We start from the raw sequence: 21,667 nt of genomic DNA, 5'->3' as shown, positions 1-21,667 counted from the left end.
ACAGGCTTCCGGTGTGGATCGAGTCCCGCGTTAGCGGCCAAACAATCCGCGAGACTCCCGCACGCGTCTAGTCGACCGCCTTCACCATATCTTCGATCACCTTCTTGGCATCGCCGAACACCATCATCGTCTTGTCCATGTAGAAGAGATCGTTGTCGAGGCCGGCGTAACCCGCGGCCATCGAGCGCTTGTTCACAATGACAGTACGCGCCTTGTAAGCCTCGATGATCGGCATGCCCGCAATCGGCGACTTGGGATCGTTCTTTGCGGCCGGATTCACCACGTCGTTCGCGCCGAGCACGAGCACCACGTCGACCTGGCCGAACTCGCCGTTGATGTCGTCCATCTCGAACACCATGTCGTACGGCACTTCGGCTTCGGCGAGCAGCACGTTCATATGGCCAGGCATCCGTCCGGCCACCGGGTGAATCGCGTACTTGACCTCGATGCCCTTCTCGACGAGCTTGTCGGTCAACTCCTTCAACGCATGCTGCGCGCGCGCCACCGCAAGGCCATAGCCCGGCACGATCACGACCGTCTCGGCGTTGCCGAGCATGAACGACGCATCGTCGGCGGAACCGGATTTCACCGGACGCTGCTCGGCCGAGCCGCCCGCTGCCGCCGCGCCCGCCTCGTTGCCGAAGCCGCCCAGAATCACATTGAAGAACGAGCGGTTCATCGCGCGGCACATGATGTACGACAGAATCGCACCCGACGACCCAACCAGCGAGCCCGCAATAATCAGCATCGGATTGTTGAGCGAGAAGCCGATCCCCGCCGCCGCCCAGCCGGAATACGAGTTGAGCATGGACACGACGACCGGCATATCCGCGCCACCAATCGGGATGATGATCAGCACGCCGAGCACGAACGCGATCGCCGTCATGACAATGAACGGTAGCCACGACTGCGTAAAAAAGAAAATGATGCCGAAGCCGAGCATCGCGATGGCGAGCATCAGGTTGATCAGGTGCTGGCCTGCATATACCACCGGCGCGCCTTGAAAGAGGCGAAACTTGTATTTGCCCGAGAGCTTGCCGAACGCGATCACCGAACCGCTGAAAGTAATCGCGCCGACGAACGTGCCGATAAACAGCTCGACGCGATTGCCGTAAGGCAGAAACCCCGGCACCGGATACTCGGGATCGACGAGACCGAACGCGGCCGGCTCCGACACGACCGCATACGCAATGCAGACCGCCGCGAGACCGATCAGCGAGTGCATGGCCGCGACGAGCTCCGGCATTTTGGTCATCTCGACGCGCGCGGCGACAAACGCGCCGATAGCGCCGCCGATGATCAAAGCGACCAGCAGCAGCCCAAGGCCCAAGCCAAGATTCGATCCGAGCGCGGTGGCCTGCTTGGCGATCAAGGCAATGGTCGTGAGAATCGCGATTGCCATCCCGACCATGCCGAACGTATTGCCGATGCGCGCGGTCTTCGGATTCGACAACCCCTTGAGCGCCTGAATGAAGCAGACGGACGCGATCAGATAAAGCAGCGTGACGACGTTCAGGCTCATTACGCGTTCTCCTTGCTCTTGTCGGCGATCAGCTTCTTCGGCTCTTTCTTGCGGAACATCTCCAGCATTCGCCGCGTGACGAGGAAGCCGCCGAACACATTGACCGCCGCGAGCGCGACGGCGAGCGTGCCAAAGAACTTGCCCGGCGTGCCGAGCGTGAGGCCGGCCGCGAGCATCGCGCCGACAATCACGATCGCCGAAATGGCATTCGTCACGGCCATGAGCGGCGTGTGCAGAGCCGGCGTGACGTTCCAGACCACGTGGTAGCCGACATAAATCGCCAGCACAAAAATGATCAGGTTGATGACGGTGTGGTTGAGCACTTCCATCGCCGTTTCTCCTCGGTGGATTCGTTTTATGCCTTGCGCGCGACTTCGCCGTCGCGGGCAAGCAGCGTGGCGGCGACGATGTCGTCGGCGAGGTCGATGTTGAGCGCGCCTTCCTTCGTCACGATCAGCTTGAGGAAGTCGAGCAGATTGCGCGCGTAGAGCGACGAAGCGTCGGCGGGCACCATCGAGGCCAGATTCGTGTAGCCGACAATCGTCACACCATGCTTGACGACCACCTTGTCGGCTTCGGTCAGCGGACAGTTGCCGCCGCGCTGCCCTTCATAGTCCGCACCGCGGCCCGCGGCAAGGTCAACCAGCACGGAGCCGGGTTTCATCGCCTGCACGGTTTCGACTGAGATCAGCGTCGGCGCCGCGCGGCCGGGAATCAAGGCGGTGGAGATCACCACGTCAGCCTGCTTCGCGCGCTCGTGGACGAGCGCCGACTGCCGCTGCAGCCACGAGGGCGGCATGGGCCGCGCATAGCCGCCGACGCCTTGGGCGGCTTCGCGCTCGTCGTCGGTTTCATAAGGCACGTCGAGAAACTTCGCGCCAAGCGATTCGATCTGCTCTTTCACGGCCGGACGGACGTCGGACGCTTCGATCACGGCACCGAGGCGCTTGGCCGTCGCGATTGCCTGCAACCCCGCCACGCCCGCGCCAAGAATCAGCACGCGCGCGGCTTTCACGGTGCCGGCCGCGGTCATCAGCATCGGCATGAAGCGCGGGTACAGCGTCGCCGCGAGCAGCACTGCCTTGTATCCGGCGATGTTGGCCTGCGACGACAGCACGTCGAGGCTTTGCGCGCGGGTCGTTCTGGGCGCGGCTTCGAGCGCGAAAGCGGTAACGCCGGCGGCAGCCAGTTTTAACGCATTCTCTGCGTTGAACGGATCGAGCATGCCGACCAGCACTGCGCCGCGCTTGAGGAGCGGCAGTTCGGCTTCGGTTGGAGACTGCACTTTGAGGACGAGCTCGGCGCCAAACGCGCTGGCGGCGTCGACGATTTCCGCTCCGGCGGCTGTGAAGGCGTCGTCGGGAAAGCTGGCGCCAGCTCCGGCGCCGCTCTGGATGGTGACCCGATGGCCCTGGCTCACGTACTTCTTGACCGTTTCGGGCGTCGCGGCGACGCGGGTTTCGTGCGCGCGCGTCTCGGCTGGCACTCCGATGTGCATCGTGCTTCCTCCTCGACTTACTGTTTGACGACAGATCGGCCGACGAGGCACGCCGGCTTGCAAGTGCAACGGCTAACGCCTCACTTTACCCGAAACATGGGGGGCGGCAGAAATCGGGGACAATCCGGGGGTGCCGGTGGGCTGGCGCGCGCTGGGGGCCGTGCGTTTCGGGTTCGGCGGCCATTCAGGGTCGCGTCCGAGCCGCGCACCCCGCAGCCCGCGGTCCAACCGCCCGTCGCGCCGGCCGCCCGCTTCCCGGCAGCGAGTGCCTATAAACGGTAAAATGCGCACCCATGAAACCGGAAACCTGGCTGCCGCACGTGACCGTCGCGGCCATCGTCGAGCGTGGCGGGCGCTTTCTCGTGGTCGAGGAACACACGGCGGCCGGTCTGCGCCTGAATCAGCCGGCCGGTCATCTGGAAGCCGGCGAAACGCTGCTGGAAGCAGTGGTCCGCGAAACGCTCGAAGAAACCGCGCACCCGTTCACGCCCGAGGCGCTGGTCGGCATGTACATGACGCATTTCGAGCGGCCGGGCAGCGAAGGCGTAACGTATTTGCGCTTCACTTATTGCGGCACCGGCGGCGAACGCGAGGCAACACGCGCGCTCGATCCCGACATTGTGCGAACGTTGTGGATGAGCGCCGACGAACTGCGCGCCTGCCCCGAACGGCACCGCACGCCGCTCGTCATGCAATGCATCGACGATTACCTGGCAGGCCGGCGTTTCCCGCTCGACTTCGTGCATACGCATTCGGTCGGGCCGAAGAGGTAACCGCGGATATAACCGCGCGGCAGCAGCGACCCACGATCCATGAAGTTTCGCAGTACCCAGTGAGCATCTTATGAGCAAGCAGAAAGTCGTAGTAGGCATGTCGGGCGGCGTCGATTCGTCGGTTACCGCGTGGCTGCTGAAGGAACAGGGCTACGACGTGGTCGGCCTGTTCATGAAGAACTGGGAAGACGACGACGACAGCGAATACTGCTCGACGCGCCAGGACTGGATTGACGTGGTGTCGGTCGCGGACCTGATCGGCATCGACGTGGAAGCGGTCAACTTCGCGTCCGAATACAAAGACCGCGTGTTCGCCGAGTTCCTGCGCGAATATTCCGCAGGGCGCACGCCAAACCCGGACGTGCTGTGCAACGCCGAAATCAAATTCAAGGCCTTCCTCGACCATGCAATGTCGCTCGGCGCGGAAACCATCGCGACCGGCCACTACGCGCGCGTGCGTGAGAACAATGGCCGCTTCGAACTGCTGAAGGCGTTCGACCATACGAAAGATCAGTCGTACTTTCTACATAGGTTGAACCAGGCGCAGTTGTCGAAAACGCTGTTTCCGCTCGGCGAAATTCCCAAAACGAAGGTGCGCGAAATCGCCGAACAGATCGCGCTGCCCAATGCGAAGAAGAAGGATTCAACCGGCATCTGCTTTATCGGCGAACGGCCGTTCCGCGACTTCCTGAACCGCTATCTGCCGACCAGGCCGGGCCCGATGAAAACCACCGACGGCAAAACGGTCGGCGAGCACATCGGACTTGCGTTTTACACATTCGGGCAGCGCAAGGGAATCGGTCTCGGCGGCAGCAAGGAAGGCAGCGGCGAGCCGTGGTTCGTGGCGGGCAAGGACATCGCGTCGAATACGCTGTACGTCGCGCAAGGTCACGATCATCCGTGGCTCCTGAGTCATACGCTCAGCGCGGGCAACACGAGCTGGGTCGCGGGCGAGCCGCCTGCGGAAGGCTTCGCCTGCGGCGCGAAGACCCGCTACCGGCAGGCTGATGCACGCTGCACGTTCACGACGGCGAACTACGGCGAAAGCCTCTTCGAACTCAATTTCGACGATGCGCAATGGGCTGTCACACCGGGGCAATCGGCGGTGCTCTACGATGGCGACGTGTGCCTCGGCGGCGGCATCATCGAACATGCTGCGACTGCGCAGCCAACCGCGAGCGAGCCGCAAAAAGCGGCATTGCTGAGCGTGCGTTAAAGCCGCTCGCGTCTCCCGGCAGTCCGCTTTTCCCGACGGGCAGTCGCTCGTTTTCTTTCGCGGTGGATCCGTCCGCGCCGCCGGCGCCGACGATCCCTTCGCGACGATCTTCACTGCACCGGAGTCCCAATGTTTGCTCGACGTTATCTGGCCATGTGGAGCGCAGTCGCGCTCCTCGCCGTTTGCGCGGCGCTCGCCGCGACGCATCACATGTCGTGGCTGTGGATCGTCGTGCCGCTCGCGCTCGTCGCGCTCGGCCTCTTCGATCTCGGTCAGCAGCGGCACGCAATTCTTCGCAACTATCCGCTGTGGGGTCATTTCCGCTTTCTGTTCGAGTTCATTCGCCCGGAAATCCGCCAATATTTCGTCGAAGGCGATACCGACGAAAAGCCGTTTTCGCGCGCTCAACGCAGCATCGTCTATCAGCGCGCAAAAAACGACGTCGATAGCCGCCCTTATGGAACCGAGGTCGACGTCAAGGCCGTCGCGCACGAATGGATCAGCCACTCGCTTGCGCCCACCACGCTCGATAGTCACGACTTCCGCATCGTAGTCGGCGCAGAGCGCGCGCAGCCTTACTCGATGTCGATCTTCAACGTCTCGGCAATGAGCTTCGGCTCGCTGTCCGCAAACGCGATCATGGCGCTGAACCTCGGCGCGAAGAAAGGCAACTTCGCGCACGACACCGGCGAAGGCTCGATGTCGAAGTATCACCGCGAGCACGGCGGCGACATCATCTGGCAAATCGCGTCAGGCTATTTCGGCTGCCGTAACGACGACGGCACCTTCAGCGCGGAAAAATTCGCGAAGCAGGCGGCCGAACCGCAAGTGAAAATGATTGAGGTCAAGCTGTCGCAAGGCGCCAAGCCGGGTCATGGCGGCGTGTTGCCGGCCGCGAAGATCACACCTGAAATCGCGGAGACGCGCGGCGTGCCGATGGGCCGCGACTGCATCTCGCCGGCCACGCACTCGGAGTTTTCGACGCCGCGCGGGCTGCTCGAATTCGTCGACCGCTTGCGCACGTTATCGGGCGGCAAGCCGACCGGGTTCAAGCTGTGTATCGGGCACCCGTGGGAATTTTTCGGCATTGCCAAGGCGATGCTGGAGACAGGCATTCTGCCGGACTTCATCGTCGTGGACGGTGCGGAAGGCGGCACGGGCGCAGCGCCGCTCGAGTTCACGGATCACGTCGGCGTGCCGTTGCAGGAAGGCCTGCTGCTCGTGCACAACACGCTGGTTGGCATCGGCTTGCGGCAAAGGATTCGCATCGGCGCGAGCGGCAAGATGATCACCGCGTTCGACATCACGAAGACACTCGCGATCGGCGCGGACTGGGTCAACGCGGCCCGCGGCTTCATGTTCGCGGTGGGCTGCATTCAGGCGCAAACCTGCCACACGGGACGCTGCCCGACCGGCGTCGCGACGCAAGACCCGGTGCGCCAGCGTGCGCTCGTCGTGCCGGACAAGGCCGACCGCGTGTTCAGCTTCCACCACAACACGCTGCATGCGCTGAAGGAAATCATTCAGGCCGCCGGGTTGAAGCATCCCGCCGAGTTGCGCGCGCATCACATCGTGCGCCGAGTGTCGTCGCATGAGGTGCAGTTGATGTCCGAGTTGCTCAAGTATCTCGAGCCGGACGACCTGCTCAACGGGAAATACCGCTACTCGTTGTATGAGAAGTGGTGGCCGGTCGCGCAAAGCGATTCGTTTTCGCCAAAGGTGGAATTGGCGGTGGCGTGAGAAAGCGCCGCTCGTCCTGCCAGTCCCTCCCCAAAACCGGACGCCCCCCCGCCTTTCCGTTAAAATCGCAGGTTTAGCACTTCGCTCCACGGCCGCCTCGCGCGCTCACGCGCTCGCGGCGCGGCCTCATGCCCGAAAGGCACTTCATGCTCACGTTTCAGCAAATCATTCTGACACTGCAATCCTATTGGGATAAGCAGGGTTGCGCGTTGCTCCAACCGATCGACATGGAAGTCGGCGCGGGCACCTCGCACGTCCACACTTTCCTGCGCGCGGTCGGCCCGGAACCGTGGCGCGCCGCCTACGTGCAGCCGTCGCGCCGCCCGAAAGACGGCCGCTATGGCGAGAACCCGAACCGCCTGCAGCATTACTACCAGTACCAGGTGGTGCTGAAGCCCGCGCCGGAGAACATCCTCGATCTGTATCTCGGCTCGCTGGAAGCACTCGGCTTCGACCTGAAGCAGAACGACGTGCGCTTCGTCGAAGACGACTGGGAAAATCCCACGCTCGGCGCGTGGGGACTCGGCTGGGAAGTGTGGCTGAACGGCATGGAAGTGACCCAGTTCACTTATTTCCAGCAGGTCGGCGGCCTTGACTGCAAGCCGGTGCTCGGCGAAATCACATACGGTCTCGAGCGCCTCGCGATGTATCTGCAAAAGGTCGAGAACGTCTACGACCTCGTCTGGACCGAGTGGGAGGAGCAAGGCCCGAACGGCCCGGAAACGCGTCGCCTCACTTACGGCGACGTGTACCACCAGAACGAAGTGGAACAGTCCACGTATAACTTCGAGCACGCGAACGTCGATCTTCTGTTCACGTTCTTCAACAGCTACGAAGCCGAAGCGAAGCGCATGATCGAAGCGCAGATCGCGCTGCCCGCCTATGAACTCGTGCTGAAGGCCGGCCACACATTCAATCTGCTCGACGCGCGCGGCGCGATCTCGGTCACAGAGCGCGCGGCGTACATTGGCCGGATTCGCGCGCTGTCGCGCCTGGTCGCGCAGGCCTACTACGATTCACGCGAGAAGCTCGGTTTCCCGATGCTCGGCAATCCGGTGCACGCCGTGCCCGGCCTCACCACCGACGAGCAGGACGCCGCCATGCCCGCGTGGGCGCCGCCGCTGAAAGTCGAACGCAAGATCGACGCGGACTGACGAGAACATCAAGAAATGACTCAATCCCATCAAGCTACCCTGCTGGTCGAACTGCTGACCGAGGAACTGCCGCCGAAAGCGCTTGCCCGTCTCGGCGACGCCTTCGCGGAAGGTATTGCGGAGCGCCTCGCGGCGCGCGATCTGATCGAAGGCGAGCTGTCATTCGAACGTTATGCGACGCCGCGCCGCCTCGCTGTCACGATCAAAAACGTACGCACGGTTGCGCCGGAAAAGCATGTGCGCGAAAAAGTGTTACCGGTTTCCGTCGCGCTCGATAAAGACGGCCAGCCCACCGCGCCGCTCGCGAAAAAGCTCGCCGCGCTCGGCTTCCCCGATTTTTCGGTGAACGACCTGGAGCGCGCGCAGGACGGTAAGGCTGAAGCCTTCTTCCTGCGCTACGCCGCGCCGGGCGCCACGCTGGCGGAAGGCCTGCAGGCTGCGCTCGACGAAACGCTCGCCAAGCTGCCTATTCCCAAGGTGATGACCTACCAGCGCCCGGACGGCACGAACGTGCAGTTCGTGCGGCCGGCGCATCGCCTGACCGCGCTGCATGGCGAGCAGATCGTTCCGGTCAGCGCGCTCGGCATCGACGCAGACGACACCACGCTTGGTCATCGCTTCCTGTCCGAAGGCTTCGTGCAGATCCAGCACGCGGATTCGTATGCCGACACGCTGATGCACAAAGGTCGGGTAGTACCGAACTTCGCCGACCGCAAGGAAACCATCCGCACGCATCTGCTTGCGCACGCTGACGGCGATCAGGTCGTGATGCCTGAATCGCTGCTGGACGAAGTGACGTCGCTGGTCGAATGGCCGGTGGTCTACGCATGCCGTTTCGAGGACGAATTCCTGCAAGTGCCGCAGGAATGTCTAATCCTCACCATGCAGACGAACCAGAAATACTTCGCGCTGACGGATGACAACGGCAAGCTGCGCTCGCGCTTCCTGATCGTGTCGAACATCGAAACGTCCACGCCTAGCGATATCGTCGAAGGCAATGAGCGTGTGGTGCGCCCGCGTTTGGCCGACGCGAAATTCTTCTTCGAGCAGGACAAGAAGAAGCCGCTCGCCGACCGCGTGCCGTTGCTTGCGAACGTCGTGTATCACAACAAGCTCGGCTCGGCGCTCCAACGCGTGGAGCGCGTCGAAGCGCTGGCCGGCGCGATCGCCGGCCTGATCGGCGCGGACGTGGCGCTCGCGAAGCGCGCCGCGCGTCTGGCCAAGGCCGATCTGATTACCGACATGGTCGGCGAGTTCCCCGAGCTGCAAGGCACAATGGGCACGTACTACGCGCGCCACGACGGCGAGCCGGAAGAAGTCGCGCTCGCATGCTCGGAACATTATCAGCCGCGTTTCTCCGGCGACGCGTTGCCGGGAACGGCAACCGGCACGGTCGTCGCGCTGGCCGACAAGCTCGAAACGCTGGTCGGCATCTGGGGCATCGGTCTGCAGCCCACCGGCGAGAAAGACCCGTTCGCGCTGCGCCGTCACGCGCTCGGCGTGCTGCGCATTCTGGTCGAGAAGCAACTTGCCGTGGATTTCGTCGAACTGCTGCGCACCGCTTACGCGCAATTTGCCGCAGTGCCGAACGTCGTCGATTCGACGCAAGCCATCTACGACTTCAGCATGGATCGTCTGCGTGGTTTGTTGCGCGAACGCGGTCACGCACCGGGCGAAATCGACGCGGTGCTCGCGCTCAACCCGACGCGTCTCGACGATATCGTCGCGCGCCTCGATGCAGTACGCGAGTTCGCGGCGTTGCCCGAAGCGGCATCGCTCGCGGCAGCCAACAAGCGCATCTCGAACATCCTGAAGAAGTCGGAAGGCGCTACCGCTACCGGCGGCGTGCAGGTCACGCTGCTGTTCGAGCCAGCGGAAAAGGCCTTGCATGCGCAGCTGGAGCAGGTCGCGCCGCGTGTGCAGTCGCAACTCGCCGCACGCGATTACACGGGCGCACTCACCGCGCTCGCCGCGTTGCGCGAACCGGTCGACACGTTCTTCAACGACGTGATGGTCAACGCTGAAGATCCGGCGCTGCGCGCGAATCGTCTGGCCTTGCTTGGCGCGCTGCATCAGCAGATGAATTGCGTCGCCGACATTTCCCGCCTCGCCGCCTGAGCCGCACGCCATGCCGACCAAAAAAGTGGTGATCCTCGACCGCGACGGCGTGATCAACGCCGATTCCGACGCGTTCATCAAGTCGCCCGACGAGTGGGTCGCGTTGCCGGGTTCGCTCGAAGCGATTGCGCGTCTCAGCCAGGCGGGCTATCGCGTGGCAGTCGCAACGAACCAGTCGGGCATCGGCCGGGGGCTCTTCGACATGAACGCACTCAACGCAATGCACCTCAAGATGCATCGCATGGCGGCGTCCGTGGGTGGGCGCATCGACGCGGTGTTCTTCTGCCCGCACACGGCGGAAGACCACTGCGAATGTCGCAAGCCGAAGCCCGGCATGTTGAAGATGATCAACGAGCGTTTCGAGGTCGACCCGGAAAACACGCCGGTGGTCGGCGACGCGATGCGCGACCTGCAAGCGGGCGCGGCGCTCGGCCACCCGGTTCATCTGGTGCTCACGGGCAAAGGCCGCAAAACGCTCACGGCGGGCGGCCTGCCGGATGGCACCGTCGTCCACGACGACCTGAGAGCGTTCGCGCTCGACTTCCTCGCCGACGCTCAAGAGTGATGCGTACCACGCGCGTCCCCACCCCCTACTGACCACGCCGATGCGCTTCATTCGTTCTTCGCTACTGCTGATTTACTTCATCGTGTTCACGGTGCCGTACGCGACCGCGTGCTTCATTGCGTTCCCGTTCATGCGCGCCGATAGCCGCTACTGGATGGCGGCCGGCTGGTGCCGCGCAACGCTCAACGCGGTGCGCTGGCTCAACGGCATCCGCTACACGATCGAGGGCATGGAGAACCTGCCCAACGGTCCGGCGGTGTTGTTGTCGAAGCATCAATCGGCATGGGAAACGCTGGCGTTTCCCGCCTTGATGCCTCGGCCGCTGTGCTACGTGTTCAAGCGGGAGTTGCTGTATGTGCCGTTTTTCGGCTGGGCGCTCGGCCTCCTGAAGATGGTTCATATCGACCGCAAAGAAGGCAAGTACGCGTTCGAATCGGTCATCAGGCAGGGCAAGGCGCGCATGGCGGAAGGCGCCTGGGTGATCATGTTTCCGGAGGGCACACGCACGCCGACCGGCAAGCAGGGCAAGTACAAAACCGGCGGTGCGCGCTTTGCGATTGCAACCGGCGCGCCGGTCGTCCCGATCGCGCACAACGCCGGACGCGTGTGGCCTCGCAACTCGTTTCTCAAATATGCGGGTATAGTCACAGTGTCGATCGGCAAGCCGATCGAGACGACGGGGCTCACGCCCGACGAAGTGAACACGCGCGTCGAACAGTGGATCGAAGCTGAAATGCGTCGCATCGATCCTACTGCGTATCGCGCGGCGGGAAGCAGTTCCGCCGCCGCACCTATCTGACGCGCCCACGCCCTCGAAGGCGTACTTGCGCGAAGCCGAATCCGATGCAGAAGTCTCCTACGCCGCAGCCCGCTGCGGCGCTCGATAACCGGCAACTCGATCTCCCGCTCTTCGCAGAGCCGGGGTCGACTTCGTCGTCCCCTTCACCGTCCGCGCCTTCGGCAACGCCTCGGGGTCAGCAGCCCGCGGTGCCGCTCGCACCGGACGGCAGCAAGCTGCGCAGTCTCGTCATCGGGTCGCGCACGCTGCACTACGCGCTCAAGCGTTCGGCGCGCCGCTCGATCGGCTTTGCAATCGACAGCACCGGTCTTACGATCACGGCGCCGCGCTGGGTCACGCTCGCCGATATCGAAACCGCGATCACCGAAAAACAGCGCTGGATTTTCACGAAGCTGATCGAATGGCAAACGCGCGTCGAACAGCGCGCGTTGCCGAAGGTCGACTGGAAAGACGGCGCCGAGGTGCCCTATCTCGGGCAACCGGTGCGCGTAACGCTCGGCTCGCCGCAAGGCACGCTCGCGTTTAGCGCGACCGACTCTGCCCTGCAAGTGCCGCTGCCTCTGCAAGCGGACCCGCAGCAGATCAAGGACCGCGTGCAAGGCTGGTTGCAGAACGAAGCGAAGCGTGTGTTCGGCGAGCGCCTCGTTATTTACGCGGAGAAGCTGGGCGTCAACTATCGCGCGTATGCGCTTTCTTCAGCGGCCACGCGCTGGGGCAGCTGTTCGAGTGACGGCAAGATTCGCCTGAACTGGCGGCTGATTCACTTTCCGCTTTCCATCATCGATTACGTCGTCGCGCATGAGTTGGCGCATCTGCGGGAAATGAATCACAGCCCGCGCTTCTGGCAAACGGTCGAATCGATTTTTCCGGAATTCCGCGAAGCGCGGCAGACGCTGAAGTCGCATCCGCCGGAACTGCTGCCGACGCTCTAGAGCCGGCGTTTGGTCCTGCTTGCCGCAGTGCCGTGAGAGGCCGACGCGGCGTGGACAACGATCAACGCCGCGCGACCTACTCCGTGCAAAACGTCTCATGCAGATGACGCCACGTCACCTTGCCTTGCGCGTCGACGTCCATCACTGCGGTTGAGCGCCGCACGTTCGCATTGCCAGCATTGTCCCGCTGATACTCGCGATATTTCACCACCGCGCCAGACGGATATTCGGCGACGATCACCCTGTCGCGAATGTCGATCTGCGAGCCCGGCCGCGTGCCGCGCAGCCTCGCGAACGTCTCGCGCAGTGCGGTGCGATCGAGCGCGGCGCCGGAAGGCATGATCAACGTGAACTGCGGCGCGAAGCGCGCCATGATCCGTTCGAGCGCGAGGTCGTCCGCGGAACCGTCGAACAAGGCCTCGATTTCGACGTGGATAGCATCGAGTTCGTTGAAGTAGGGATTGTTGTTGTTCATGACGTGATCGAATGAGACCTCGGCTCGCCGGCGCCGGCGTTTATTTTTTCTTCTGGATGAACTCGATTTTGTAGCCGTCCGGATCGGTGACGAATGCGATCACCGTGGTGCCGTGTTTCATCGGCCCCGCTTCGCGCACAACCGTGCCGCCTTGCGCCTTAATTTTGTCGCATGCGGCATAGGCGTCTTCCACCTCGACGGCGAGATGCCCGAAGCCGTTGCCGAGATCATAGGCCGGCGTGTCCCAGTTGTGCGTCAACTCGATGACAGTGCCGTCGCGCTCGTCCGTGTAGCCGACGAACGCCAGCGTGAATTTGCCGTCCGGATAATCTTCGCGGCGCAGTAACTTCATACCGAGCAGTTCGGTGTAGAACGCGATCGAACGGTCCAGGTTACCGACCCGGAGCATGGTGTGAAGCAGGCGCATCGTGTACTCCCTGTTGCTTGATGTCGAGAGCATAAATGTACCCGGAATCGACCGTCGTTGCAGGAACGCCGGCGCGTAGCGGGCGGCGTCGAGCGCGCCGCGCCGCCTTGTACCCGATATGTCAGAACTGATGCCGCAGCCCCGCCATCAAGCCGATTTGCGAGCCTTTCTGCGCGAGCCCGACGCCATTCACGCCTTGCAGTTGCGCGCCGATCAGATCGCCGCGATACAGCGAATAATCGCCTTCCACATAAACGTCAGTACGCTTTGACAGGTTGTAGTCCGCGACGAGCTGGTATTGCCATGCGGAACCGTCTTTGGCCGCGGTCTTGCCGTCCTGTAGCGTGCGCCAGACGTTTGCCGCGAGGTGCCAGGCGTCGCCCACCTGCTGTGTGATGCCGCCCATGAACATGCGTCGTCGCGAAAAGTCCGTGTATTTCAGCGCGGTCAGCGCGGCAGCCGTAAACGGTCCGTTCGCGAAAGTGGAGAAACCGGCGTCGGCGCGATTGACGATGTAACCCAGCGAAAAGCGCGTTTTGTCCCACGTGTACGAGCCGCCGAACGTCCACGCTTTGGCCGAGGCTCCGTTGACCGAGTCTTTCGACTCCTCGTACGCGCCGCCGACGGTGAATGGTCCTCCCGGGGGCGCATAAGCGGCCGCCGCGCCGATCTGGCTGCCGTACGAATTGCCGGCGTTGCCGCCGAACGCGTAGCCCGCCGCGAAGCTCAAGCCGTTGTACTTTGCCTGATACTGCACCTGATTACTTGTCCAGATGCCGCCCGTCATCGTCACCTCAGGCTGGAAGCTGAAGTCGTAAGGAATCCACGGATTGCTGCCATAGCCGCCTACCGTGATGCCTTCGATCATCACGTTGTACTGACGGCCCAAAATGACCTGCCCGTAGGAAGTGGAGCGCACACCGACCTGCGCTTCGTTGAAGAACGGCAAGGTCGGATCGCTCTGTCCGCTGTTGATGTACAGGCGATTTTCGAGTTTGAAGAAGGTGGACCAGCCGCCGCCAAGGTCTTCGACGCCTTTCAGCCCCCAGCGGCTTTGCGTCATGCCGCCCGTGCCCAGTCCGAGGGAAGAGTCGCCCGCTTTGTTGGCATGCGTCAGGTAGCGCACGCTCTCGTCGACCACGCCGTAAAGCGTCACGCTCGATTGAGCTTGCGCGACCGGACAACCGAACGATACCAACGCCACGACCGCCGCGCCTCTGCTGAGGGTCTTCATGCCGTTTCCTCGTACAGGCTCCGCTTTGCGCGGATAGAGTTTGTCTGCTCACGCGACGCATCGCCCGGTGGCCGGCTTCTTGCTGAAGCTACTGGAGCCCGATTCCGCGACGCAGCGCGTACGAACGTACCGACAGAACATGTCGTCGAACCTTAGCGCGAAATCATGATGGTAAGAAATAGGTGTTGCGCGGGAGTTGCGCAGGCGTCCCGAATTCTCAAATGACTTGCGACTTGTCGGAAGCACGCGTAGGCGGTGGGGTCATCGAATGGACGTGTGAGCGGGTTTGGTATCGTACGCGCTGCGCCGGACAACCCCGTCCTGCCCCTTTCGCCACCACAACGCCATGAGCACCACTGCCCTTCGCACGCGCCGCACCCCCGATGGCTTCGCCATCCTGCTGATGGTCGGCTTGTGCGCGATCTGGGGATTCCAGCAAGTGGCGATCAAAAGCGCCAACGCCGCGTTGCCACCGTTTTTTCAGGCGGGCTTGCGTTCGGCGATCGCCACGCTGCTGGTCTGGGCCTGGGCGCGCTCGCGCGGCACGCCGCTTTTCCGCGACGACGGCACGCTCAGCGCCGGTCTGCTGGCGGGCATCCTGTTCGCTGCCGAGTTCGTGTGCATCTTTCTCGGACTCACACTCACGAGTGCGTCGCGCATGGCGGTTTTTCTCTACACCGCGCCTTGCTTTACGGCGTTGGGTTTGCACTGGTTCGTCGATGGCGAGCGGATGCGGCGCATTCAATGGCTCGGCATTTTCGTGGCTTTTGCCGGCATCACGCTGGCTTTCGCGGATGGCTTCCTGCATGGCGCAACGGCGCGCAGCGCGTCGCTTGCCGCCGTGGCCGGCGACGCACTCGGCGTGCTCGCAGGCATCGCGTGGGCGGCGACGACCGTCGTGGTGCGTGCGACGCGGCTTGCGCACTCGAGCGCGAGCAAGACGCTCTTCTATCAACTGGCGGTGTCCGCCGTGGTGCTGCTTGCGCTGGCGCTTGCGTTCGGCGAGGCGCATGTAGACACGGTCACGCCGTTGGCGATCGCGAGCCTCGCGTACCAGGCGGTGGTGGTCGCGTTCGTCAGCTATCTGGTGTGGTTCTGGCTGCTCACGCGCTATGTCGCGTCGCGCCTGTCGGTGTTCTCGTTTCTCACACCGATGTTTGGGGTCACCTTCGGAGTGTTGCTCCTCGGCGAGTCATTCAGCTTGCGGTTTCTGATGGCCGCGGCACTTGTGCTGACCGGCATCGCGCTGGTCAATGCGCCGGGCAAGCGGTGAGCGGCTTGAGCTTTCGCCTGGAACTATTGCGACTGAACTCCCGGCTTAACGGCTCGGAACTCCTGCCGACGCTTCAGCCCACGAACCTCAGCGCCCCAAACCCCCGCGCCCATCGCTTAACGCTTACCCGCCACGATCTGCGCGACGCGCACGTATTCGGCCACCGGCACGTCTTCGGCGCGGCGCTGCAGGTCGAAGCCAATGGCGTCGAAGTCGACGGTGTCGCGCAACGCAGCCAACGTGTTGCGCAACATCTTGCGACGCTGGGAGAAAGCCGCCGTCACCACTTCGCCGAGTACGCGCTCGTCCACGGGCGTGATTTCGTGCGGCGCATACGGGATCATTCGCACAATTGCCGAATCGACTTTGGGCGGCGGCTGGAATGCCTCAGGCGGCACGTCCAGCTGCTTGTCGATGACGTAGCGGTATTGCAGCATCACCGAGAGACGGCTGAAGGCCTTGGTGCCTGGCTCGGCCACCATCCGCTCGACCACTTCGTTCTGCAGCATGAAGTGCTGGTCGATCACACGGTGCGCAAACGCAGAGAGATGAAACAGTAGCGGGCTCGAAATGTTGTACGGCAAGTTGCCGACAATGCGTAGCGACGGCTCGTCGCCCGGCGCGGCGAGCGAGCCGAAGTCGAACGCGAGTGCGTCGCCGGCGTGCAGCTGGAGCAGCTCGCCGAACTTGTTCTTCAGACGCCCGATCAGATCGCGGTCAAGCTCGACCGCGTGCAAGGGCGCCTCGGGCGTCGCGAGACGCTCGATCAACGGTTCGGTCAGTGCGCCGAGCCCCGGCCCGATTTCGACCATGCGCTGGCCGCGCTGCGGCCCGATCACATCGACGATCGAATCGATCACGCCCATGTCGACCAGGAAGTTCTGCCCGAAACGCTTGCGCGCGATATGACCTTGGTGCCGGCCCTGCTGCTGTCTGCTGGTGGACATCGAAGAAACGCTAAAGAAAGAAAACTGCCTGGAAATGATTACGCACGAGGCGCCGATGTGACGTTGAATCAGCCCGCGCGGCGATGTTGCGCCATGAGAACCGCCGTGTCGATCGCGGCGATCAGGCTGCCCGCATCCGCGCGGCCCGTGCCGGCAAGATCGAGCGCGGTACCGTGATCGACCGACGTGCGGATGATCGGCAAGCCAAGCGTGACGTTAATGCCTTCGCCGAACGTCGCGTACTTGAGCACCGGCAAGCCCTGATCGTGGAACATCGCGAGCACGCAGTCAGCCTCGTCCAGATAACGCGGTTGAAACAGCGTGTCCGCCGGGTACGGACCGCGCGCGTCGATACCTTCACCGTTCGCGAGCTTGAGCGCCGGCGAGATCACGTCGATTTCCTCGCGTCCAAGATAGCCGTTCTCGCCGGCATGCGGGTTCAAACCTGTGACGAGAATGCGCGGCGCGGGCAACCCGAAATGATGCCGTAAATCGTGATCGATAATGCGCAGCGTTTCGACGATGCCCTCCACCGAGAGCGCGGACGAAACGTCCTTCAGCGGCAGATGCGTGGTGGCGAGCGCAACCCGCAACGGACGCTCGCCGGTGCCCGCCAGCATCATCACCACGCGCGGCGTGCGCGTGCGCTCGGCGAGATACTCCGTGTGGCCGGTAAAGGGCACGCCCGCGTCGTTGATAGTGCTTTTTTGCAGCGGCGCGGTAACGATCGCGTCGAATGTGCCGGCCATTGCGCCGTCGATTGCGCTGTCCAGCAGATCCAGCACGTAACGTCCATTGGCCGCGTTGAGCTTGCCCGCGACAGCCGGCGCGCCGAGCGGCCGGTGCTGCACCTGAATGCGCGACGCGTCGGCCACGAGCGCCGGCCAGTCTACGCCGACTGAGCGCGCCCGTTCGGCGACAAGAGCCGCATCGCCCAGCACGGTGAACCGCGCGCCGGGCCAATGTGCCGCCGCGCCCGCAAGCGCCTGCGCGGTCAGCTCGGGACCGACGCCGGCGGGTTCACCCGTCGTGATCGCGATCTGCAACGGCAAGCTGGCTGACGGGGCGGCGGAATTCATGAGGTTTATTGAACGCGAGACAGATCGGGCTTTACTTCGACGTACGCGGTGTCGCGCAGTTCGCGCAGCCAGTCGGCGTAAGCCTGCTCTGCCTTGCGCTGACCGATGGCCTGGCGCGCAAGATCCATTTGCTGCGCGATGGAGCCTTCAGACTCGCGGCGTTCCAGCACCTGAATCAGGTGATAGCCATATTCGCTGCGCACTGGGTCGCTGATCTGACCGTCCTGCAAGGTGTTCATTGCGCGCTCGAATTCGGGCACCGTCTCGCCGGGGCTGATCCAGCCCAGGTCGCCGCCTTGCGACGAAGAACCGTCTTGCGAATACGTGTGCGCAAACTTCGCGAAGTCGCCGCCCGCAGCGATTTCCTTCTTGATTTCGAGCAGCTTCTGGCGCGCTTGCGGCTCGGACATGCCGTCGCCCACGCGCAGCAGGATGTGCCGCACGTGCGTTTGCACGAGCTTCGGCGCGTCCGAACTCGTGCCCTGACCGCTGCGACGGTCGACGAGGCGCACGACTTCAAAGCCGTCGTTGGTGCGGATCACTTCCGGATTGACCTGCCCCGGACGCAACGCCGAGGCGGCCTTGACGAATTCCGGCGGCAGCTTCGACGGCGCGGCAAAGCCCATGTCGCCGCCCTTCGATGCGTCCGGCGCCTGCGAATTCGATTTCGCGAGCTTCTCGAAGTTGGCGCCGCCCCTAGCTTCGGCGAGCAATGCCTCGGCCTTCTTCTGGGCCGCTTCGATATCCGTTTGCGGCGCGTTCAGCGGCGCCTTCAGCAAGATATGCTGCATGTGCAGGTCGCTCGTCGCGCCGGCATTCGGGCCGCGCTGACTGGCGATGTAGTTCGCGACTTCAGCGTCCGACACCGTGACCTTGCTGTCCACTTCCTTTTCACGCAGACGTGAAAGCGTGAGCTCGGTGCGCGCGTCGCTCGTGAAAGTGGCCCAAGGCACGCCTTGCGCCTCGATCCGCGAGCGGTACACGTCGAGCGACAGGTTGTTCGCCTGTGCGAGCCGCTCGAGCGTTTTCTGCACCGCTGCGTCGTCGATGTTGATGCCGTCTTCTTTCGCCTTCTGCAACTGGATGCGCTCCAGCACCATCTGGTTGAGCACCTGCTGACGCAACTGATCGGCCGGCGGAATCGGGGCGTTCTGCTGGCTCAGACGGCGGGTAATCAGGCCCACGCGCTCTTCGAGCTCGCGCCGTGTGATGACACCGTTGTTGACCACTGCGGCGATCGTGTCGACGGTCTGGCCGCCGCGGTTGCCGCCCAGCGCCTGCGCCTGTACCGGCGCAACCGACAGGAAAGACGCCGCGGCGGCAAGACCTGCCGCGAGCGTTGCCAAGCGAAGCTTTTTCATGATTGCCACAGATACTCCAATGATGTCGGGCACGCCTGGCCCGTCTTTTCGCATTCGATGAACGACCGGGCGAGCGTCATTCGTAATTGATGAACCGCGACTCGGGCGGCGGCGGAGGCGGCAGCGGCGTGTAGCCCGCCACGCTGCTGCGGAACGCGGAAATCAGCCCGTTGTCGACGCTCGACAAGCCCTTGAACGTCAACTGCGCGAGAAAACGCGTGCTCGACTGATGCTGCCCCGACGTATTCAGGCCGTTTGCGTAGCGCTGGATACCCGCGCCGAGCGTCCAGCAGTCCGCGTCGTATTGCAAGCCCACGAGCCCGTCGACGATCCGATGCCCGCCCAGATCGTAATTGAACCGCCCGACCCCGAATACCCGATGCGTGAGCGGCCATTGCCCTGACACCAGCACCTGATTGATAGGCTGGTTTTCCAGCGTGGTGTTCGCACGCGTGTAGCGATACCCGACGTTGAGCACCTTGCCGGTCGCCGGACTGAACCCGAAACCGACGCTCGTCTTGACCAGCTGATTGTTGTCGGCATTATATTGGAACGCGGTTTCCGACGCGAAACCAGCCCCGAGCTTGAGCGACGCGCCCACGATCAGGTCCGAATGCGTGGCTTGCGTGCTGGTCTGATTCGGGAGCAGCGTGACACGCTGATCCTGGAAGTAGTACTGCTGCGCGATCACGAAACGCGCGCGTTCGTCGCCCGTTGCCGGATTGATGAAGCGCGTGGTGATGGCCGCGGTCAGACGGTTCGCGTCCGCAATGCGGTCGTTGCCGACGAACGTGTTCGGCGTGAAGATTTCCGCGAGCCCGAAGTCGGATTCGGCGGTGTCGAAGAGCGGCGCCGACTCCTGATTCCGATACGGCGTGTACACGTAGTACAGGCGCGGCTCGAGCGTCTGGATGTAATCCTCGCCGAAGAGCCGGACCGAGCGGTCGAAAACGAGCCCGGTGTCGAAGCTCAGCGTCGGGATAGATTCAGTGAAATTCTTCGGCGTGCCGACCGGCACGTCGCTGCTGATGTTGCGCAGGTTATACGACGCGAAATGCCACTGCACCTTCGGCGTGACGAAGTAGCCGGGCCCGACGACCGAGTACGCAATGTACGGGTTGAACACCACCCGCTGACCTTCGGTCATGTCCGCGGTCGTAATGCGGAAGTTCGTGTAGTCCGCTTCGGCGCCGAAGTCGAACCCACCCACGTTGTACTTCGAGTACTTCACGTTCAACTGCGGCTCGCGGCCATACGGCGCGACCGACGGCGTCAGCGTCTGCCAGTGCTGCTCGCGCGCGAGCACCGACCACGGGCCGTTGTTATACGTCAACCCGGCTTCCTGTTGATACAGGAGCTGGGTGCCGTTCATGAACTGATTGACCGACGACGACAGGTCTTCCGGATAGGTGTTGTCCGAAACCTTGTTGTAGTAGATGTAGCCGCCGAACCCGTTGCCGAAGTTCTGGTTGTGCTGGATGTACAGCGCGTAGCGGTTCGTTTTGGTCAGCCGGTCGTCCGGCAGGAACTCGCCGGAGATCGACCCGGAATACGTGGGCGAAAGATAGCGGAACGTGCTCTGCAACTGCACACCGCGCTTCGAGATGATGCGCGGCGTGACCGTCAGATCGCGGTTTGGCGCGATGTTGAAGTAATACGGCACCGACAGTTCGAAGCCGTTCGTCGAACTGAGCGAAAACGTGGGCGGCAGGATACCGCTGCGCCGCTCGCCGGACAGCGGAAACGACAGCCACGGCGACGCGAAAACCGGCACGCCCTGGAAGAACAGCACGCCGTTGTGGGCCACGCCTTCGTCGGCGCCGGTGTCGAAGTCGAATTCGCTGCCCTTGATGTACCACGCCGGATCGTCCGCGCACGCGCACGCAGTGTAAGTACCCTTGGTGAACACCGAGCGCTCGTTATCGAGCAGGTCGACGCGCTCCGCACTGCCCGAGCCGCCCGTTACGTTGAAGTGATACTTCGGCGCAGTCATGAAGCCTTCGCTCGAATCCACACGCATGTGCGCTTCCGGTCCGGCGAACGTGGTGCCGTTGTTGTTCATGCGGACCTGGCCGTATGCGTCGGCCATGTCCGTGTCCTGATCGTAATGCAGCGCGTCGGCCTTGATCACGACAGTATTGCGGCGCACTTCAGCCGAGCCCTTGACGGCCATGTCCTGATCGGTCGTGCCGTTGGTCGAATCGCCGAGGACGAACGTGGCCGGCTTCTGCCCCGGCTGCAGCACATGATCTTCGAGTTGCGGGGCGAGTTGCATACCCCAGGGCGGGTCGATGGGCTGCGGCTGCGCGGCCTCGCCGGCCAGTTGGGCGTGAGCGAGCGCGGGCATGAGACCCGGAACGGCGATCAACGCCGCGACGAGCCGCCTTTTGCGCGGCACCGCGGCACAAGAGGGAATCGTTTGGGAAAGCTGTCTAGGCGGCATGTATCGTTTGGCGAATCGGCCCGTCCGTCAGCTTCTGCAGTCACGATCCACCGCCTGCACACCACGACCGTGACAGTCGGCTGCACATCAATATTTACAATCTTCGAACGG

The 21,667-nt window shown here is 63.2% G+C and carries 19 protein-coding genes; 9 read left to right on the top strand and 10 right to left on the bottom strand.

Translation table 11 applies throughout. From position 1 onward, the window contains the following. Nucleotides 1–67 precede the first annotated feature (67 nt). From BCA01S_RS16675 to BCA01S_RS16665, 3 genes are read right to left on the bottom strand one after another with little or no spacing between them, the layout of a single operon-like run. Nucleotides 68–1,522, bottom strand: coding sequence for an NAD(P)(+) transhydrogenase (Re/Si-specific) subunit beta (locus BCA01S_RS16675; RefSeq protein WP_027777878.1), 1,455 nt, complete (start codon nt 1,520–1,522; stop codon nt 68–70). Then, nucleotides 1,522–1,851, bottom strand: a complete 330-nt coding sequence (locus tag BCA01S_RS16670) for an NAD(P) transhydrogenase subunit alpha part 2 (RefSeq protein ID WP_027777877.1) — start codon at nt 1,849–1,851, stop codon at nt 1,522–1,524. Before BCA01S_RS16670 ends, BCA01S_RS16675 begins: the two co-directional genes overlap by 1 nt. 26 nt (nt 1,852–1,877) lie before the next feature. Next, on the bottom strand, nt 1,878–3,020 hold the full coding sequence (locus tag BCA01S_RS16665; RefSeq protein WP_027777876.1) for a Re/Si-specific NAD(P)(+) transhydrogenase subunit alpha: 1,143 nt from the start codon (nt 3,018–3,020) through the stop codon (nt 1,878–1,880). Nucleotides 3,021–3,313: 293 nt separating this feature from the next. On the opposite strand from BCA01S_RS16665, the gene BCA01S_RS16660 reads away from it, so the two are divergent. From BCA01S_RS16660 to BCA01S_RS16625, 8 genes are all read left to right on the top strand, one after another. Continuing rightward, nucleotides 3,314–3,793, top strand: coding sequence for an NUDIX hydrolase (locus tag BCA01S_RS16660; RefSeq protein ID WP_027777875.1), 480 nt, complete (start codon nt 3,314–3,316; stop codon nt 3,791–3,793). A 70-nt stretch (nt 3,794–3,863) separates the two neighbouring features. Beyond that, on the top strand, nt 3,864–5,009 hold the full coding sequence (gene mnmA, locus BCA01S_RS16655; protein WP_027777874.1) for a tRNA 2-thiouridine(34) synthase MnmA: 1,146 nt from the start codon (nt 3,864–3,866) through the stop codon (nt 5,007–5,009). A 129-nt stretch (nt 5,010–5,138) separates the two neighbouring features. Continuing rightward, nucleotides 5,139–6,749, top strand: a complete 1,611-nt coding sequence (locus tag BCA01S_RS16650; RefSeq protein WP_027777873.1) for an FMN-binding glutamate synthase family protein — start codon at nt 5,139–5,141, stop codon at nt 6,747–6,749. Nucleotides 6,750–6,895: 146 nt separating this feature from the next. Beyond that, entirely contained in the window at nt 6,896–7,903 is a 1,008-nt protein-coding gene (gene glyQ, locus BCA01S_RS34920; RefSeq protein ID WP_084166877.1) for a glycine--tRNA ligase subunit alpha, read from the top strand. 15 nt (nt 7,904–7,918) lie between these two features. Continuing rightward, nucleotides 7,919–10,021 carry a glycine--tRNA ligase subunit beta gene (gene glyS, locus BCA01S_RS16640; RefSeq protein ID WP_027777872.1) on the top strand — a complete coding sequence of 701 codons (2,103 nt, stop codon included), beginning with the start codon at nt 7,919–7,921 and terminating at the stop codon, nt 10,019–10,021. Between the two features lie 10 nt (nt 10,022–10,031). Next, a complete protein-coding gene (gmhB, locus tag BCA01S_RS16635) occupies nt 10,032–10,586 on the top strand; it encodes a D-glycero-beta-D-manno-heptose 1,7-bisphosphate 7-phosphatase (protein ID WP_027777871.1) in 555 nt (184 codons plus the stop codon). Between the two features lie 40 nt (nt 10,587–10,626). Further along, on the top strand, nt 10,627–11,385 hold the full coding sequence (locus BCA01S_RS16630; RefSeq protein WP_027777870.1) for a lysophospholipid acyltransferase family protein: 759 nt from the start codon (nt 10,627–10,629) through the stop codon (nt 11,383–11,385). Between the two features lie 44 nt (nt 11,386–11,429). Then, nucleotides 11,430–12,317 carry a M48 family metallopeptidase gene (locus tag BCA01S_RS16625; protein ID WP_027777869.1) on the top strand — a complete coding sequence of 296 codons (888 nt, stop codon included), beginning with the start codon at nt 11,430–11,432 and terminating at the stop codon, nt 12,315–12,317. A gap of 76 nt (nt 12,318–12,393) precedes the next feature. On the opposite strand, the gene BCA01S_RS16620 is transcribed toward BCA01S_RS16625, so the two are convergent. The 3 genes from BCA01S_RS16620 to BCA01S_RS16610 form a co-directional block, all read right to left on the bottom strand. After that, entirely contained in the window at nt 12,394–12,792 is a 399-nt protein-coding gene (locus tag BCA01S_RS16620; protein WP_027777868.1) for a hypothetical protein, read from the bottom strand. A 40-nt stretch (nt 12,793–12,832) separates the two neighbouring features. After that, entirely contained in the window at nt 12,833–13,219 is a 387-nt protein-coding gene (gene gloA / locus BCA01S_RS16615) for a lactoylglutathione lyase (protein ID WP_027777867.1), read from the bottom strand. A gap of 121 nt (nt 13,220–13,340) precedes the next feature. Further along, on the bottom strand, nt 13,341–14,453 hold the full coding sequence (locus BCA01S_RS16610) for a porin (RefSeq protein ID WP_027777866.1): 1,113 nt from the start codon (nt 14,451–14,453) through the stop codon (nt 13,341–13,343). Nucleotides 14,454–14,799: 346 nt separating this feature from the next. Here BCA01S_RS16610 and BCA01S_RS16605 point away from each other — a divergent pair, with 346 nt between their 5' ends. Then, nucleotides 14,800–15,726, top strand: coding sequence for a DMT family transporter (locus BCA01S_RS16605; protein ID WP_027777865.1), 927 nt, complete (start codon nt 14,800–14,802; stop codon nt 15,724–15,726). A gap of 116 nt (nt 15,727–15,842) precedes the next feature. Here the strand turns inward: BCA01S_RS16605 and rsmA are convergent, their stop codons facing one another. From rsmA to BCA01S_RS16585, 4 genes are all read right to left on the bottom strand, one after another. Beyond that, complete coding sequence (gene rsmA / locus BCA01S_RS16600) at nt 15,843–16,673, bottom strand: 16S rRNA (adenine(1518)-N(6)/adenine(1519)-N(6))-dimethyltransferase RsmA (protein WP_027777864.1); 831 nt, start codon at nt 16,671–16,673, stop codon at nt 15,843–15,845. A gap of 68 nt (nt 16,674–16,741) precedes the next feature. Further along, nucleotides 16,742–17,752, bottom strand: a complete 1,011-nt coding sequence (pdxA, locus tag BCA01S_RS16595; RefSeq protein ID WP_027777863.1) for a 4-hydroxythreonine-4-phosphate dehydrogenase PdxA — start codon at nt 17,750–17,752, stop codon at nt 16,742–16,744. A 5-nt stretch (nt 17,753–17,757) separates the two neighbouring features. Next, nucleotides 17,758–19,122 carry a peptidylprolyl isomerase gene (locus BCA01S_RS16590; RefSeq protein WP_027777862.1) on the bottom strand — a complete coding sequence of 455 codons (1,365 nt, stop codon included), beginning with the start codon at nt 19,120–19,122 and terminating at the stop codon, nt 17,758–17,760. Nucleotides 19,123–19,189: 67 nt separating this feature from the next. Then, nucleotides 19,190–21,556 (bottom strand): LPS-assembly protein LptD, encoded by a 2,367-nt coding sequence (locus BCA01S_RS16585; RefSeq protein ID WP_027777861.1) that lies wholly within the window; start codon nt 21,554–21,556, stop codon nt 19,190–19,192. Nucleotides 21,557–21,667: the final 111 nt, after the last annotated feature.

The organism is Paraburkholderia caledonica NBRC 102488 (assembly GCF_000685095.1).
GTDB lineage: Bacteria > Pseudomonadota > Gammaproteobacteria > Burkholderiales > Burkholderiaceae > Paraburkholderia > Paraburkholderia caledonica.
The sequence above is the reverse complement of the archived record's forward strand: the minus strand, read 5'-3'. Positions and strand labels throughout refer to the sequence as shown.

Coding starts and splice junctions, on each gene's coding strand:
- BCA01S_RS16675 (WP_027777878.1), bottom strand. CDS start 1,522: ATGAGCCTGAACGTCGTCACGCTGCTTTATCTGATCGCGTCCGTCTGC.
- BCA01S_RS16670 (WP_027777877.1), bottom strand. CDS start 1,851: ATGGAAGTGCTCAACCACACCGTCATCAACCTGATCATTTTTGTGCTG.
- BCA01S_RS16665 (WP_027777876.1), bottom strand. CDS start 3,020: ATGCACATCGGAGTGCCAGCCGAGACGCGCGCGCACGAAACCCGCGTC.
- BCA01S_RS16660 (WP_027777875.1), top strand. CDS start 3,314: ATGAAACCGGAAACCTGGCTGCCGCACGTGACCGTCGCGGCCATCGTC.
- mnmA (WP_027777874.1), top strand. CDS start 3,864: ATGAGCAAGCAGAAAGTCGTAGTAGGCATGTCGGGCGGCGTCGATTCG.
- BCA01S_RS16650 (WP_027777873.1), top strand. CDS start 5,139: ATGTTTGCTCGACGTTATCTGGCCATGTGGAGCGCAGTCGCGCTCCTC.
- glyQ (WP_084166877.1), top strand. CDS start 6,896: ATGCTCACGTTTCAGCAAATCATTCTGACACTGCAATCCTATTGGGAT.
- glyS (WP_027777872.1), top strand. CDS start 7,919: ATGACTCAATCCCATCAAGCTACCCTGCTGGTCGAACTGCTGACCGAG.
- gmhB (WP_027777871.1), top strand. CDS start 10,032: ATGCCGACCAAAAAAGTGGTGATCCTCGACCGCGACGGCGTGATCAAC.
- BCA01S_RS16630 (WP_027777870.1), top strand. CDS start 10,627: ATGCGCTTCATTCGTTCTTCGCTACTGCTGATTTACTTCATCGTGTTC.
- BCA01S_RS16625 (WP_027777869.1), top strand. CDS start 11,430: ATGCAGAAGTCTCCTACGCCGCAGCCCGCTGCGGCGCTCGATAACCGG.
- BCA01S_RS16620 (WP_027777868.1), bottom strand. CDS start 12,792: ATGAACAACAACAATCCCTACTTCAACGAACTCGATGCTATCCACGTC.
- gloA (WP_027777867.1), bottom strand. CDS start 13,219: ATGCGCCTGCTTCACACCATGCTCCGGGTCGGTAACCTGGACCGTTCG.
- BCA01S_RS16610 (WP_027777866.1), bottom strand. CDS start 14,453: ATGAAGACCCTCAGCAGAGGCGCGGCGGTCGTGGCGTTGGTATCGTTC.
- BCA01S_RS16605 (WP_027777865.1), top strand. CDS start 14,800: ATGAGCACCACTGCCCTTCGCACGCGCCGCACCCCCGATGGCTTCGCC.
- rsmA (WP_027777864.1), bottom strand. CDS start 16,673: ATGTCCACCAGCAGACAGCAGCAGGGCCGGCACCAAGGTCATATCGCG.
- pdxA (WP_027777863.1), bottom strand. CDS start 17,752: ATGAATTCCGCCGCCCCGTCAGCCAGCTTGCCGTTGCAGATCGCGATC.
- BCA01S_RS16585 (WP_027777861.1), bottom strand. CDS start 21,556: ATGCCGCCTAGACAGCTTTCCCAAACGATTCCCTCTTGTGCCGCGGTG.